The organism is Mycobacterium sp., assembly GCF_019243155.1.
Taxonomy (GTDB): domain Bacteria; phylum Actinomycetota; class Actinomycetes; order Mycobacteriales; family Mycobacteriaceae; genus Mycobacterium.
This window is the reverse complement of record NZ_JAFAUS010000063.1, coordinates 1-12980: the sequence shown is the minus strand read 5'-3', so window position 1 is coordinate 12980 and position 12980 is coordinate 1. Positions and strand designations below refer to the sequence as shown.

At 68.7% G+C, this 12980-nt stretch carries 14 protein-coding genes and 1 pseudogene; 5 read left to right on the top strand and 10 right to left on the bottom strand.

The features are described from left to right. The 7 genes from JOZ00_RS03315 to carD form a co-directional block, all read right to left on the bottom strand. On the bottom strand, window positions 1–1134 hold a 1134-nt coding region (locus tag JOZ00_RS03315; RefSeq protein ID WP_366022241.1), incomplete at its 3' end, for an AAA family ATPase. A 58-nt stretch (window positions 1135–1192) separates the two neighbouring features. Further along, entirely contained in the window at window positions 1193–2137 is a 945-nt protein-coding gene (locus tag JOZ00_RS03310) for a glycerophosphodiester phosphodiesterase family protein (RefSeq protein ID WP_293339588.1), read from the bottom strand. Window positions 2138–2175: 38 nt separating this feature from the next. Next, window positions 2176–3111 carry a 23S rRNA (guanosine(2251)-2'-O)-methyltransferase RlmB gene (gene rlmB / locus JOZ00_RS03305; protein ID WP_293339585.1) on the bottom strand — a complete coding sequence of 312 codons (936 nt, stop codon included), beginning with the start codon at window positions 3109–3111 and terminating at the stop codon, window positions 2176–2178. Next, complete coding sequence (gene cysS, locus JOZ00_RS03300; RefSeq protein WP_293339582.1) at window positions 3112–4521, bottom strand: cysteine--tRNA ligase; 1410 nt, start codon at window positions 4519–4521, stop codon at window positions 3112–3114. It abuts the gene before it with no gap. A 38-nt stretch (window positions 4522–4559) separates the two neighbouring features. Continuing rightward, the gene (ispF, locus tag JOZ00_RS03295; RefSeq protein WP_293339579.1) at window positions 4560–5039 is read right to left on the bottom strand and encodes a 2-C-methyl-D-erythritol 2,4-cyclodiphosphate synthase; all 480 of its coding nucleotides are present in this window, start codon (window positions 5037–5039) and stop codon (window positions 4560–4562) included. Further along, window positions 5036–5737 (bottom strand): 2-C-methyl-D-erythritol 4-phosphate cytidylyltransferase, encoded by a 702-nt coding sequence (gene ispD, locus JOZ00_RS03290; RefSeq protein WP_293339576.1) that lies wholly within the window; start codon window positions 5735–5737, stop codon window positions 5036–5038. The genes ispF and ispD overlap by 4 nt, the downstream gene beginning before the upstream one ends. 16 nt (window positions 5738–5753) lie before the next feature. Further along, window positions 5754–6242: an RNA polymerase-binding transcription factor CarD gene (gene carD / locus JOZ00_RS03285; RefSeq protein ID WP_007166539.1), complete on the bottom strand. Its 489-nt coding sequence runs from the start codon at window positions 6240–6242 to the stop codon at window positions 5754–5756. A gap of 290 nt (window positions 6243–6532) precedes the next feature. On the opposite strand from carD, the gene JOZ00_RS03280 reads away from it, so the two are divergent. The 3 genes from JOZ00_RS03280 to disA are packed head-to-tail and all read left to right on the top strand — an operon-like array spanning window position 6533 to window position 9631. Next, window positions 6533–7075, top strand: a complete 543-nt coding sequence (locus JOZ00_RS03280) for a hypothetical protein (protein ID WP_293339573.1) — start codon at window positions 6533–6535, stop codon at window positions 7073–7075. A 55-nt stretch (window positions 7076–7130) separates the two neighbouring features. Beyond that, on the top strand, window positions 7131–8561 hold the full coding sequence (radA, locus tag JOZ00_RS03275) for a DNA repair protein RadA (protein WP_293339570.1): 1431 nt from the start codon (window positions 7131–7133) through the stop codon (window positions 8559–8561). Then, window positions 8558–9631, top strand: a complete 1074-nt coding sequence (gene disA, locus JOZ00_RS03270; RefSeq protein ID WP_293339568.1) for a DNA integrity scanning diadenylate cyclase DisA — start codon at window positions 8558–8560, stop codon at window positions 9629–9631. The genes radA and disA overlap by 4 nt, the downstream gene beginning before the upstream one ends. A 5-nt stretch (window positions 9632–9636) precedes the next feature. Here the strand turns inward: disA and JOZ00_RS03265 are convergent, their stop codons facing one another. Continuing rightward, window positions 9637–10449: a hypothetical protein gene (locus JOZ00_RS03265; protein WP_293339565.1), complete on the bottom strand. Its 813-nt coding sequence runs from the start codon at window positions 10447–10449 to the stop codon at window positions 9637–9639. A gap of 114 nt (window positions 10450–10563) precedes the next feature. Continuing rightward, complete coding sequence (locus tag JOZ00_RS03260) at window positions 10564–11181, bottom strand: carbonic anhydrase (RefSeq protein ID WP_293339562.1); 618 nt, start codon at window positions 11179–11181, stop codon at window positions 10564–10566. A 30-nt stretch (window positions 11182–11211) separates the two neighbouring features. On the opposite strand from JOZ00_RS03260, the gene JOZ00_RS03255 reads away from it, so the two are divergent. Further along, complete coding sequence (locus JOZ00_RS03255) at window positions 11212–12096, top strand: A/G-specific adenine glycosylase (RefSeq protein ID WP_293339559.1); 885 nt, start codon at window positions 11212–11214, stop codon at window positions 12094–12096. Here JOZ00_RS03255 and JOZ00_RS03250 read toward each other — a convergent pair. After that, the gene (locus JOZ00_RS03250; protein WP_293339556.1) at window positions 12079–12834 is read right to left on the bottom strand and encodes an alpha/beta hydrolase; all 756 of its coding nucleotides are present in this window, start codon (window positions 12832–12834) and stop codon (window positions 12079–12081) included. The genes JOZ00_RS03255 and JOZ00_RS03250 overlap by 18 nt on opposite strands. 64 nt (window positions 12835–12898) lie before the next feature. On the opposite strand from JOZ00_RS03250, the pseudogene JOZ00_RS03245 reads away from it, so the two are divergent. After that, window positions 12899–12980: pseudogene (locus tag JOZ00_RS03245) on the top strand (antibiotic biosynthesis monooxygenase); the annotation flags it as partial.

Sequence of the window (12980 nt, the reverse complement as noted above, 5' to 3'; positions counted from 1 at the left end):
GGTGGCGAGCCGGTCGGCCAGCTCCAGATCCAGGAGCGTCATGGCGTGCCGCGCCGACTCCAGATACAGCTCGGGGTCGGGGTCCAAATCCGACTCGAGGCTCAGCAGCGCCCGTCGCACGGTGGCCTGCATGTCGACGTCGCCGTTGCGCGCCAGCCGCGTCGCGAGCCTGCCTCGGATCGCCGACAGGTACATCTCGCCAGCGCTCGCGCGGCGCAGCTCACCGAACAGGGGGTGCGCCAGCCTGGCCATCAGTCCGCCCGCGGTGCGCTCGACGCTCACCAGGCCCATGCTCTCGGCGACCGCCAGGTCGCGGCGGGGCACCACATCGCACAGCACCTCGACGGCGAGCGGTTCGCACTGCGACAGGGTGTCGACCACGGTCGCCACCTCGGGATTCAGCTGGCCCATCTGGCGTGCCAGCGTGTCGGACATGCTGGCCGAGACCGCGACGTCGCCGTGCCACACCCACACCCCGGCCGATTGCCGCATCTGGCCGGCTGCCACCTGATCGGACAGCAACTGCCGCAGGAACAAGGTGTTGCCCCCGGTCAGCTCCCGGAACCGGGTCGCGCTGCGCGCGTCGACCGGGCCGCCCAGTGTTTTCTCGATCACCTCGCGGGCGGCCTTCGCCGAAAGCGGTTCGAGGTCCAGGCGAGCCAGCAGCCCGTCCTTCCACAACGCGGTCACCGCATCGGGTTCCTGACTGCCGGAGCGCACCGTGATCACCAACCGGGCGCCGCCCGACTGGGCAAGCTCGTGAATGACGAGCGCGGACAATCCGTCCAGCAGGTGGGCGTCGTCGACCCCGACTACGGTGCGGCCCCGACGCTGTTGCGCGACAAACGAATTGATGACCCGTCGCACGTTCGTCAGCGGGTCCGACATCGCGTCGCCCAGCGAGCCGATGAAAGCCCCGAGCGGCAGAGCGTGCGCCGATTCCGTGCCGACGATCCATTTCGTGCGCTCGCCCGACGCCTCGGCGCGGCGCAACACCTCCCGGGCCAGCCACGTCTTGCCGACCCCGGCCGGCCCGACGATCACCACGCCCGCCTGCTTGCCGCTCCCGCTGAGGGCGCGACGAATGACCCCCAACTCGCTGTCGCGGCCGGTAAGCGGCTCGGCGCCGATCACTCGGCGACTATAACCGCGCGATGGCGTCTGTGGGCGGATTTAATCCAGCCTCCGCGTGCTAAGGCCGCCGATAAGCCGGCGGCAGCGGCATCCCCAGTTCGGCGAGCACGGTGCGCAGCAGCGCCGGATAGTTGGTGATGAGGCCGTCGACGCCGTCGGTGATCAGTTGGCGCATGGCGGCCGGGTCATCGACCGTCCACGGTATGACCGTGAGCCCCAACGCGTGAGCGCGGTCGACGAAGGCCTTGTCGACCACGGCATAAGCCGGCGATGCGATGTTCGCCCCAACGCTCATGGCTCCGACGATCGGATCGGTGACGACGGCTGGGTTGACACCGGCCAGCCACGGCGAATCCGGGACCCACGTCTGCTCATCCCACAACGCGACCAACGGGATCGACGGTTCCGCCTGGTGCACCAGGGGCAGCGTGCGCCAGTCGAAGCTCTGGATCTCGACGCGGTCGACCTTGGCCGCGGCCCGGACCGCGCCCAACACCACGTCGACGAACTCCTGCGGCGAGGCCGAGGATTCCGGGTGATCGGCCTGCACCTTGGTCTCGATGTTGTAGCGGACGTCGGCGCGGTAGGAGTCGGTCAGCGCGAAGACTTCCGGCAGGACCGCGATTTTGTTGCCGCGCACCACTTCCGCGCGGGGAAATTGGGGGTTGGGCTTGCCGCAGTCCAGCGTCCGGATCTGCGCCAGCGTCAACTCGCGGATCAGCTTTCCGACGTAGGGATAGGACGGATCGCCGGCGAAGGCGGCCCCGGTGTCCGAGCACTGGTCGGGCTCGATGACGGGGTCGTGCCACACCAGAGGCTGGCCGTCCTTGCTGACGTTGATGTCGAGTTCGAGCGTGCTGACGCCGAGTTCGAGCGATTTGGCGAAGGCGCGCAGCGACTCACCGGTCGCCGCGCCGCGGCCGCCGGCATGGGCCTGCACATCGAATGCGAAGCCTTGCGCGCCCGCCGTAGGCGTCGGTACAGCGACCAGGACGGCCGCCAGGGCGGCACAAAGGCGCGCCGACCAACCGGACACGGGCGTTAAACCCGCCGCTGGCGGGCGATTTCGGCGAGCACCACCCCGGCGGCCACCGAGGCGTTCAGCGATTCTGCGTCACCGGACATCGGGATCGACACGACCTCGTCGCAGTTCTGTCGCACCAACCGCGACAGCCCCTTGCCTTCCGACCCCACGACCACCACCACCGGATCGGCGCCGTCCACGTCGTCGACCAGGGTGTCACCCTCGGCGTCCAGCCCGATCACCCGCAGCCCGCGGCCGGCCCAATCCTTCAGTGTCCTGGTCAGATTGGTGGCGCGCGCCACCGGGATGCGGGCCGCGGCCCCGGCGCTGGTGCGCCAGGCGACCGCCGTGACCGAAGCCGACCGCCGCTGCGGGATCAGCACACCGTGGCCGCCGAACGCGGCGACCGAGCGGACGATGGCGCCCAGGTTGCGGGGGTCGGAGATGTTGTCCAGCGCGACCAGTAATGCCGGCGGTGACTGCAGAGCGGTCGTCAGCAGATCATCGGGGTGGGCGTAGTTGTACGGCGGCACCTGAAGCGCGATGCCCTGGTGCAGATGGTTGGTGGTCATCTTGTCCAGGTCGGGCCGCGGCACCTCCAGGATCGCGATGCCCAAATCGGCTGCCCGAGTGACGGATTCGGTGACCCGCTCGTCGGCCTCGATGCCCAGCGCCACGTAGAGCGCGGTCGCCGGGATCCCGGCGCGCAGACATTCCAGCACCGGGTTGCGGCCGAGCACGGTTTCGGTCTCGTCGGTTTTGCCCCGCGGCGCCGATCGGCGCCCCTGGGTCTGACCACGCTTGGCGGCGGGGTGGTTGGGACGCAGGTGCGCGGGCGGCGTCGGGCCGCGGCCCTCCAGGCCCCGGCGACGCTGGCCGCCCGACCCCACGGTGGGGCCCTTCTTGGTGCCGGATTTGCGTATCGCGCCCCGGCGCCGCGAGTTGCCGGCCATCTACTTCGTGTCACCGCCCTGCAGCGACCACTGCGGCCCGTCGGCGGTGTCGGTGACCTCGATGCCAGCGGCCTTCAGCCGATCCCTGATCTCGTCGGCAAGCGCCCAGTTGCGCTCCTCGCGCGCCTTCTCCCGGCTCTTCAGCTCCGCGTGGACCAGCACGTCGACGGCGGCCAGCGCCGCCGACGTCTCGTCGCGGGACTCCCAGCGCTCGTCGAGCGGATCGCAGCCCAGGATGCCCATCATCGCGCGGATCGCGCGGGCATGCCGCAGCGCGCCTTCGTGATCGCCGGTGTCCAGCGCCCGGTTGCCCTCGGCGCGCGCCGCGTGCACCTCGGCCAGCGCCGCCGGGACGGCGAGGTCGTCGTTGAGGGCCTCGGCGAACCGCTGGGTCGGTTCGGAGGGCTCGACGCCGCCGACCCGGGTACGGACGCGGTGCAGGAATTCCTCAACTCCGACATAAGCTTTCACCGCGTCCTGCAAGGCGGTCTCGGAGAATTCCAGCATCGACCGGTAGTGGGCGCTACCCAGGTAGTAGCGCAGCTCGGCCGGGCGCACGCGTTGCAACATCGCCGGTATGGCCAGCACGTTGCCCAGCGACTTGCTCATCTTCTCGCCGCCCATCGTCACCCAGCCGTTGTGCAGCCAGTAGCGGGCGAATCCGTCGCCGGCGGCGCGGCTCTGGGCGATCTCGTTCTCGTGGTGCGGGAAGACCAGATCCATTCCCCCGCAATGAATGTCGAATTCCGCCCCCAGGTAGGTGCGGGCCATCGCCGAGCACTCCAGGTGCCAGCCCGGTCGGCCGCGGCCCCACGGGGTAGGCCACGACGGCTCGCCGGGCTTGGCGGCCTTCCACAGCGTGAAGTCGCGTTCATCGCGCTTGCAGGTGGCCACACCCTCGCCCTGATGGACGTCATCGATCCGGTGGCCGGACAGCTGCCCGTACTCTGGGTAGCTGAGCACGTCGAAGTAGACGTCGCCACCGGCGGGGTACGCGTGGCCGCTTTCGATCAGACGGTCCATCAATTCGACCATCTGGGTGATGTGCCCGGTGGCCCGTGGCTCCGCCGACGGCGGCAGGACGTCCAGCGCGTCGTAGGCGGCGGAGAACGCGCGCTCGAAGGTGGCCGCCCACTCCCACCACGGCCGGCCGGCAGCGGCGGCCTTGTTGAGGATCTTGTCGTCGATGTCGGTGACGTTGCGGATGAAGGCGACGTCGCAACCCCGCGCGATCAGCCATCGGCGCAGGATGTCGAAGGCCACCCCGCTGCGGACGTGGCCGATGTGCGGCAGCCCCTGGACGGTGGCGCCGCACAGGTAGATGGAGACGTGGCCTTCGCGCAGCGGAACGAAATCACGCACAGCACCGGCTGCCGTGTCGTGTAGCCGCAAGCGGGCGCGATCGGTCACGACGTGCCAGCTTACCGGGTGGTTAACCGGCGCCCGGCTTACCCGCCGGGGACTATCAGCGCCGTGGCGATCGCGGCGATGCCCTCACCGCGCCCGGTCAGGCCCAGCCCGTCGGTCGTCGTCGCCGATACCGACACCGGCGCCCCGAGCAGATCCGACAGCAACTGCTGCGCCTCGGCGCGGCGCGGGCCGATCTTTGGCCGGTTTCCGACGACCTGCACGGCGGCGTTTCCGATCCGGAAGCCGTGACCCGCTATCAATTCGGCTACGTGGCGCAGCATGTCGGCGCCACTGACGCCCTTCCAGCGGGGATCGTCGACCCCGAACACCGCTCCCACGTCGCCCAGCCCCGCTGCCGACAGCACCGCGTCGCACAGCGCGTGCGCCCCGACGTCGCCGTCGGAGTGGCCGGCGCAGCCGTCGGCATCGGCGAAGAGCAGCCCGACGAGCCAGCACGGCCGCCCGGATTCGATCGGGTGTACGTCGACGCCCAGGCCGACGCGCGGCAACTCGGTCACCGGCGCACGATCGTTTCGGCCAGCAACAGATCGAGCTGGGTGGTGATCTTGAACGCCAGCGGGTCGCCGTCGACGACCTGAACCTGCCCGCCGACATGCTCGACGAGCGAAGCATCATCGGTGAAGCCGGCGCTGGCGCCCCCCTGATAGGCGCGATAGGCGCGCAACAGCAAATCGGTGGCGAAGCCCTGCGGGGTCTGCACGGCGCGCAGGCCGGCCCGTTCCGGCGTGCTCAGGACCACCCCGTTGGCATCCACGGCCTTGATGGTGTCATGCAGCCGCAGCGCGGGCACGACGGCGCGATGGCCGCCCCGCAACGCGTCGACCACGCGCACGATCAAGGCGGGCGGTGTCAGGGCCCGAGCGGCGTCGTGCACCAGCACGAACTCGGGCTCGGTGGCCGTGGGCAGGGCCGCCAGGGCCAGGCTGACCGACTCGGTGCGGTCGGACCCGCCGGCGACCACGGTGGCTTGATCGGCCATGACCTGCTCGGCCTGGTCGATCCAGTCGGCGGGAACCGCCACCACGACATGGCTGACGACGCCGGACTGCAGTAACCCGGTCACGGCGCGCTCAAGCAGCGTGCGCCCGTCGACCTCACAAAAAGCTTTTGGGATACCCGCGGCGAGCCGCTCGCCCGACCCTGCGGCCGGGACCACTGCAACTACTGCCCCCGAGGCGCCAGAATCCCCGACCACCTGAGTGTCAGGGCCTTCAGGAAGCGGCGGCCAGAACCTCGTCGAGAATGGTCTCCGCCTTCGCGTCATCGGTGCTTTCGGCCAACGCCAATTCACCGACCAGAATTTGGCGAGCTTTTGCCAGCATGCGCTTCTCGCCGGCGGACAAACCACGCTCTTGGTCGCGACGCCACAAGTCGCGGACTACCTCGGCGACCTTGTTCACGTCACCGGAGGCAAGCTTTTCCAGATTGGCCTTATAGCGGCGCGACCAGTTCGTCGGCTCTTCGGTGTGCGGGGCGCGCAACACCTGAAAAACCTTGTCGAGGCCTTCTTGCCCGACAACGTCGCGGACACCGACATACTCGGCGTTGTCGGCGGGAACTCGAACGGTCAGGTCTCCTTGCGCCACTTTCAAGACGAGATATTCTTTTTGCTCCCCTTTGATGGTTCGGGTTTCAATCGCCTCGACTAACGCAGCACCGTGATGCGGATAAACAACGGTGTCGCCGACCTTGAAGATCATCTGATTCGAGCCCCTTTCGTTACTTCATCCTAACACGCCGCCCAACCGCGCGCGAAGCAACGATGCAGGTCAGGGGCCACAACACGCGCAGGTTAGGGGTTGACAGGAGCAGTAAGACGTGCAGTTAGGCACGATACCAACGCCGCTTTGACGGCTTTATTCGGGCCCCGAGGCCGCTCCTGCGCTGGTCTTGCGCCCCGCGCTATCGCGCGCGAACCCTTCCTACTACTGTGCATAGTTGCGTTAGTCGCACAGTCTGAATTCGGTCGAACCTGCCCGGGAGGCATCGAGTGAACCGCTTCAAGATCAGGGTTGTCGTCGCCTGCCTGGTCGCCTTCCTGGCGGCGCTGCTCAGCGGTTGCGGGGCCGGACAGGTCTCTCAGATGGCCGTCCAGAACCCAGCCATCAACGGCAATAAGGCGACGTTCAACAACGTCGCGCTGCGTGACGTCCGCGTTCAGGCCGCGCAGACCGGTGACTTCGTGCAACCAGGCCGCACCGTCGAGCTGGTGCTGGTGGCGATCAACCAATCGCCCGACACCCCGGACAAGCTCGTCGGCATCACCAGTGACATCGGCTCGGTCGCGGTCAGCGGCGACACCCGACTGCCGGCCGCGGGGATGCTGTTCATCGGCACCCCGGAGGGGGAGAAGGTGGCGCCGGGTCCCGTCGGCTCGAACACCAATGCGGCCAAGGCAACGATCACTTTGTCCAAACCCATTTCAAATGGTCTTCTTTACAATTTCACCTTCAATTTCGAAAAGGCCGGACAGGCGACCATGCAGGTGCCCATTTCCGCCGGCCTGGCGCAGCCGCCCGGCAAATCCGACTAGGCATAACCGCCTGTCGTAGCGGGGGCTTGTCGTAGGAGCTCGATACCTTCATTGCGTGGCAAACGCACGCTCCCAGTACCGCTGTTCAGAATGTCGGCACCTCACCGCGAAGTGGGTGGGGCGCTGCATGGAGTGCGGCACGTGGGGCACTGTCGACGAGGTTCCGGTGCTCGCCGCTGTCGGCGCCGGCGGCCGCCGGGCGGGGCTGGCGTCGGCCTCGCAAGCCGTCCCGATCACGTCCATCGAGCCGAACGTCAGCCAGCACCGCGCGACGGGCATAAGCGAGCTCGACCGCGTGCTCGGCGGCGGCGTGGTGCCCGGTTCGGTCACGCTGCTGGCCGGCGACCCGGGCGTGGGCAAGTCGACGCTGCTGCTCGAGGTCGCCCATCGCTGGGCGGAGTCCGGCCGGCGCGCGCTCTACATCTCCGGTGAGGAGTCGGCCGGTCAGATCCGGCTGCGTGCGGACCGCACCGGCTGTGGCGGTGACGAGGTCTACCTGGCCGCCGAATCGGACCTGCACACGGTGCTCGAGCACATCGCGACGGTCAAGCCCGCGCTGGTGATCGTGGACTCGGTGCAGACCATGTCGACCACCGAGGCGGACGGCGTTTCCGGCGGGGTCACGCAGGTCCGGGCGGTCACCGCCGCTCTCACGGCCGCCGCGAAGGCCAACAACGTCGCGTTGTTCCTCGTCGGCCATGTCACCAAGGACGGGGCCATCGCCGGGCCACGCTCACTGGAACACCTCGTCGACGTGGTGCTGCACTTCGAGGGCGACCGCAATGGTTCGCTGCGCATGGTCCGGGGAATCAAGAACCGGTTCGGCGCCGCCGACGAGGTCGGGTGTTTCCTGTTGCACGACAACGGAATCGAGGGGGTGGCCGACCCGTCGAACCTGTTTTTGGATCAGCGTCCGGCGCCGGTTCCGGGCACCGCGATCACGGTTACGCTGGACGGCAAAAGGCCGCTCATCGGCGAGGTCCAGGCCCTGCTGGCAACGCCGTCGGGCGGGTCGCCCCGCCGGGCCGTCAGCGGCATCGATAATTCCCGGGCCGCGATGATCACCGCCGTGCTGGAAAAGCACGGCAAGTTGCCCATCGCGATCAACGACATCTACCTGTCCACCGTCGGGGGCATGCGGCTGACCGACCCGTCTTCGGACCTGGCGGTCGCCGTTGCGCTCGCCTCGGCGCATGCCGGCCTCCCGCTGCCGACCACGGCGGTGATGATCGGCGAGGTCGGCCTGGCCGGCGACCTGCGGCGGGTCAGCGGCATGGAACGTCGCCTGAGCGAGGCCGCGCGACAGGGATTCAGCATCGCGCTGATCCCCGACGGCGACGACCCCCGGCGCAACATCGTGCCGAATGGGATGCGCGCGCTGCGGGCGCCGACCATCGTCGCGGCGCTGCAGCACATGATCGACATCGCCGACCACCGCAAAGGCTGGACGCACAACGCACTGGGGCCGCACAATGACTCGCTGTGACCCGTCCGACCCTGCGTGAGACCGTCGCCCGCCTGGCTCCGGGCACCGGGCTGCGTGATGGCCTGGAACGCATCCTGCGCGGCCGCACCGGCGCGCTGATCGTCCTCGGCAACGACGAGAACGTCGAGGCGATCTGCGACGGCGGCTTTGCCCTCGACGTCCGCTACGCGCCGACCCGGCTGCGCGAGCTCGCCAAGATGGACGGCGCCGTGGTGCTGTCCACCGACGGCAGCCGCATCGTGCGGGCCAACGTGCAGTTGGTTCCGGACCCGTCTATACCCACCGACGAATCGGGGACCCGGCACCGCTCGGCGGAACGTGCGGCCATCCAGACCGGTTGCCCGGTGATCTCGGTCAGCCATTCGATGAACATCGTGACGGTCTATGTCGGCGGCGAGCGGCACGTGCTGACGGACTCCGCGACCATCCTGTCGCGGGCCAACCAGGCGCTCGCGACGCTGGAGCGGTACAAGGCCCAGCTCGACGAGGTCAGCAGGCAGCTGTCGCGAGCCGAGATCGAGGACTTCGTCACGCTGCGCGACGTGCTTACGGTGGTGCAGCGGCTCGAGTTGGTCCGCCGCATCGGCCTGGTGATCGATTACGACGCCGTCGAACTCGGCACCGACGGGCGCCAGCTGCGGTTGCAACTCGAGGAGTTGCTGGGCGGCGTCGACACCGCTCGGGAACTGACCGTGCGTGACTATCACTCCAGCCCCGAGCCGCTGTCCGAAGTGCAGATGACCGCCACCCTCGACGAGCTGGACGCCCTGTCGGACACCGACCTGCTCGACTTGACCGCGCTGGCAAAGGTCTTCGGATACCCGACGACGGCCGATGCCCAGGATTCGGCGGTCAGCCCCCGCGGCTACCGCGCGCTCGACAGCATCCCGCGGCTGCAGTTTGCGCACTCCGACCTGTTGGTCCGCACATTCGGGACGCTGCAGACTTTGTTGGCGGCCAGCGCAAATGACCTGCAATCGGTCGACGGAATCGGCGGGATGTGGGCCCGGCACGTGCGCGAGGGACTATCGCAGCTCGCCGAGTCGACTATCGCCGACCCGTTGAACTAGAAGGCTCAGCCCGCGGGGACCGGGGCCACCGGCGGTGCCTCCGGCTGCTGCACCGCACCCGGCTGGCCCGGGGCCGGAACCGGGCCGGGCGGTGGCGGCGGCTGGTTCATGATGAACGGAACCGGCTGCGAGCGTAGGTTTCCCAGCTGCACGACGAGGTTGTAGGTGCCGGGCCCGATCGCCGGCCTCGGCAGCGGGCAGTGCGGCGCCGAGCCCATGCCGGTCCAGGTCACCGCGGTCGTCACCTGCTCACCCGGCGTGAAGGTCTTGATCAGCGTCTCGTTGGACGGCGCGCAATCCAGGTTCGACCACAGTCGCTTGTTGTCCAGCGTGTAGACGTAGGCGGCGAGTACGGCGGCTCCGACATCGCGTTTGCACGCCACCAACCCGATGTTGGTGACGACCATCGTGAACTTCGGCTGGTCACCGATGAAGTACTGGGGCGCGTTGGTCAGACCCTTGACCGCCAGCGTCGCGTCGGGGCAGTCGTCGCCCTCCTTGAGCACCGGCGGCGGCTGCACGGCCGCGGTCGGAGTGGGCGTCTCCGGGTTCTGGCCCTGCACCGGGGCCGGAGCCTGGCCAGGGGCGCCGGGATCCGCCGGCGGCGGCGCCTGCGGTGCGGGCGGCGCGCCGGCCTTGTTCTGACCGGAGTTGGACTTGTCGGCACTGGCGGGTTTAGCACCCGCGTTGTGTCCCATGAAAGCGATGACCGTGGCGACCACGATCCCGATCACGACGACCGCGACGCCCACGGCCAAGCCTCTGCGCCGCCAATAGATCTCGGTGGGTAGCGGGCCACGCGGTTCCAGATCGAGCACGTTCGCAGCGTAGGCCCAGGTCACGTCGATTCGCTTGACCCGACTCGGCGTGTCGCGGGGTTTGCCGACTGACCGCCGTGTTAGTGGCAGCCTTGCAAGCGGGCTATCCGCTCCTTATTCGCCGATGTCGCCGACGTGGTCGGTCAACTCCGCACGCCCGTCGGCCAGGTGGTAGGTGACGCCGGCGATCGCCAGCGTTCCCTTCGCCAGACCGTCGGCGATCAGCGTCGAACGCGACCCGAGCTGCGCCACGGTTTCGGACACGTGCCGCTTCTCGAACTCTTCGACGCTCTTCAGGCCGTCGCGGCGGCCCATCAGGATCGACGGGGCGACGCGTTCCACCACGTCGCGCACGAAACCGGGTGGGATGGCCCCGTCGTCGATGGCACCGACGGCCGCCTTGACCGCGCCGCAGCTGTCATGGCCGACGACCACCACGAGGGGCACGTTGAGCACGGCCACCGCGTACTCGAGGGAACCCAGCACGGCCGAATCGATCGCCTGCCCGGCGGTGCGAACCACGAAGATGTCGCCCAGACCCTGGTCGAAGAGGAGTTCGGCGGAGACCCGGCTGTCCGCGCAACCCAATATCGCCGCGATCGGCTGCTGGCCGCTGGTCAGGCTGGCTCGACGCTTGACGCTTTGGTTCGGGTGCTCGGGGCTACCGGCGACGAATCGCTCGTTACCCTCTTTGAGTGTTTTCCACGCTGTGGCCGGACTGGTGTTGGGCATGGCAGCCATTCTGCTGTGCCGCGGCGGCGAATGACTAGCGTTCCGCTCATCGGAGCGGATGAACTTCTTCAGTGGTACGCCCGGGCCCGCCGCGACTTGCCCTGGCGTGAGCCCGGCGTCAGCGCGTGGCAGATTCTGGTCAGCGAGTTCATGCTGCAACAGACCCCGGTGTCCCGGGTGCTGCCGATCTGGACGGACTGGGTGCAGCGCTGGCCGACGCCGTCGGCGACCGCGGCGGCCAGCGCCGGTGAGGTGTTGCGCGCCTGGGGCAAGCTCGGCTACCCGAGGCGCGCCAAGCGATTACACGAATGCGCGACCGTCATCGCCCGCGACCACGACGACGTCGTTCCCAACGACGTCGACACCCTGCTGACCCTGCCGGGCGTCGGCAGTTACACCGCGCGCGCCATAGCCTGCTTCGCCTACCGCCAATCGGTTCCGGTGGTGGACACCAACGTGCGCCGGGTGGTGGCCCGTGTCGTGCACGGTCTGGCCGACGCCGGTGCGGCCTCGGCGACGCGAGACCACGCCGACGTGTCGGCGCTGCTGCCGACCGACGATACGGCGCCGGTGTTTTCGGTTGCGCTGATGGAACTTGGCGCAACGGTGTGCACGGCGCGCACGCCGAAATGCGGGTTGTGCCCGCTGAGCCGGTGCGCGTGGCGGCATGCCGGCTATCCCCCGCCGCAAGGGCCGCCGCGACGCGTTCAGACCTACGCGGGCACCGACCGGCAGGTACGCGGCCGCTTACTGGATGTGTTGCGCGCCAGCAACTTTCCGGTCACCCGGGCCGAGCTGGACGTGGCTTGGCTGACCGACACCGCGCAGCGAGACCGCGCCCTCTACTCGCTGCTCGCCGACGGCCTGGTAACCCAGACGGCCGACGGCCGCTTCGGGTTAGCCGGCGAAGAATGACTCGACGGCTTCCCGGTAGACGGCCGGCGCTTCGTCGTGGACCAGGTGCCCGGCTTGCGGAACCTGCAAATAGCTTGTGGCCTGGCCTGTTTCGTTCATCTCTCGCATCTGCCCGGGCGGCGTCACCGAGTTGCCCGCCTCGATGAGCAGCGCCGGGACGCGCACCGCGCGCCACTGCTCCCAGTAGTCCCGGGTGCCCCATTCGGCCGCGATCTCGATCCATCGCGAGGTGTGGCCGTGCAACCGCCAACCGGTGGCGGTGCGGTCGAAGGCCTCCAGGAAATACTGCCCGGCAACGGGCCCGAATTCCCCGAATACCTGTTCAGCGGAATCGAATTCGACTGGAAGCGCGTGCAGCCAGGGCTCCCAGGGGCCGGTGGTGCGGCCTCGGAAATCGGGCGCCATGTCCTCGACCACCAGCGCGGACACCAGTTCCGGGCGGATGGCGGCCAGACACCACGAGTGCAAAGCACCCATCGAATGCCCCACCATTCGGACAGGTGCTTGCACTGTGCTGACCGCGTCGGCCAGATCGGCGACGAAGCGCTCGGTGCTGACGGGATGCGGATCGTCGACGTCGCGGCCCCGGTGCCACAACGCGTCGTAGGTGTAGACGGTGCCCAGCCGGGTCAGCCATGGAAGCTGGCGCGTCCACGTGGTGCCGCGCCCCATCAGGCCGTGCACCAGCACCAGTGGCTCGCCATCGCCTCCGTGGCAAGTCAACAGATCGCTGGGCATATCACCATCCTGGCGTGCACTAGGTCGGGGTAGCGGCGGGCATGCAACGGGGTAGCCTAGCGACATGCCGCCAGTGGTGAAGATCAATGCAATCGAAGTTCCGGCCGAGGCAGGCCCAGAACTGGAGAAGCGGTTCGCCCACCGCG

Bases quoted from the DNA above. Each gene is read 5' to 3' on its own strand.
- JOZ00_RS03255 (WP_293339559.1), top strand. From the start codon at position 11,212: ATGACTAGCGTTCCGCTCATCGGAGCGGATGAACTTCTTCAGTGGTAC.
- rlmB (WP_293339585.1), bottom strand. From the start codon at position 3,111: ATGGCCGGCAACTCGCGGCGCCGGGGCGCGATACGCAAATCCGGCACC.
- carD (WP_007166539.1), bottom strand. From the start codon at position 6,242: ATGATCTTCAAGGTCGGCGACACCGTTGTTTATCCGCATCACGGTGCT.
- JOZ00_RS03250 (WP_293339556.1), bottom strand. From the start codon at position 12,834: ATGCCCAGCGATCTGTTGACTTGCCACGGAGGCGATGGCGAGCCACTG.
- JOZ00_RS03260 (WP_293339562.1), bottom strand. From the start codon at position 11,181: ATGCCCAACACCAGTCCGGCCACAGCGTGGAAAACACTCAAAGAGGGT.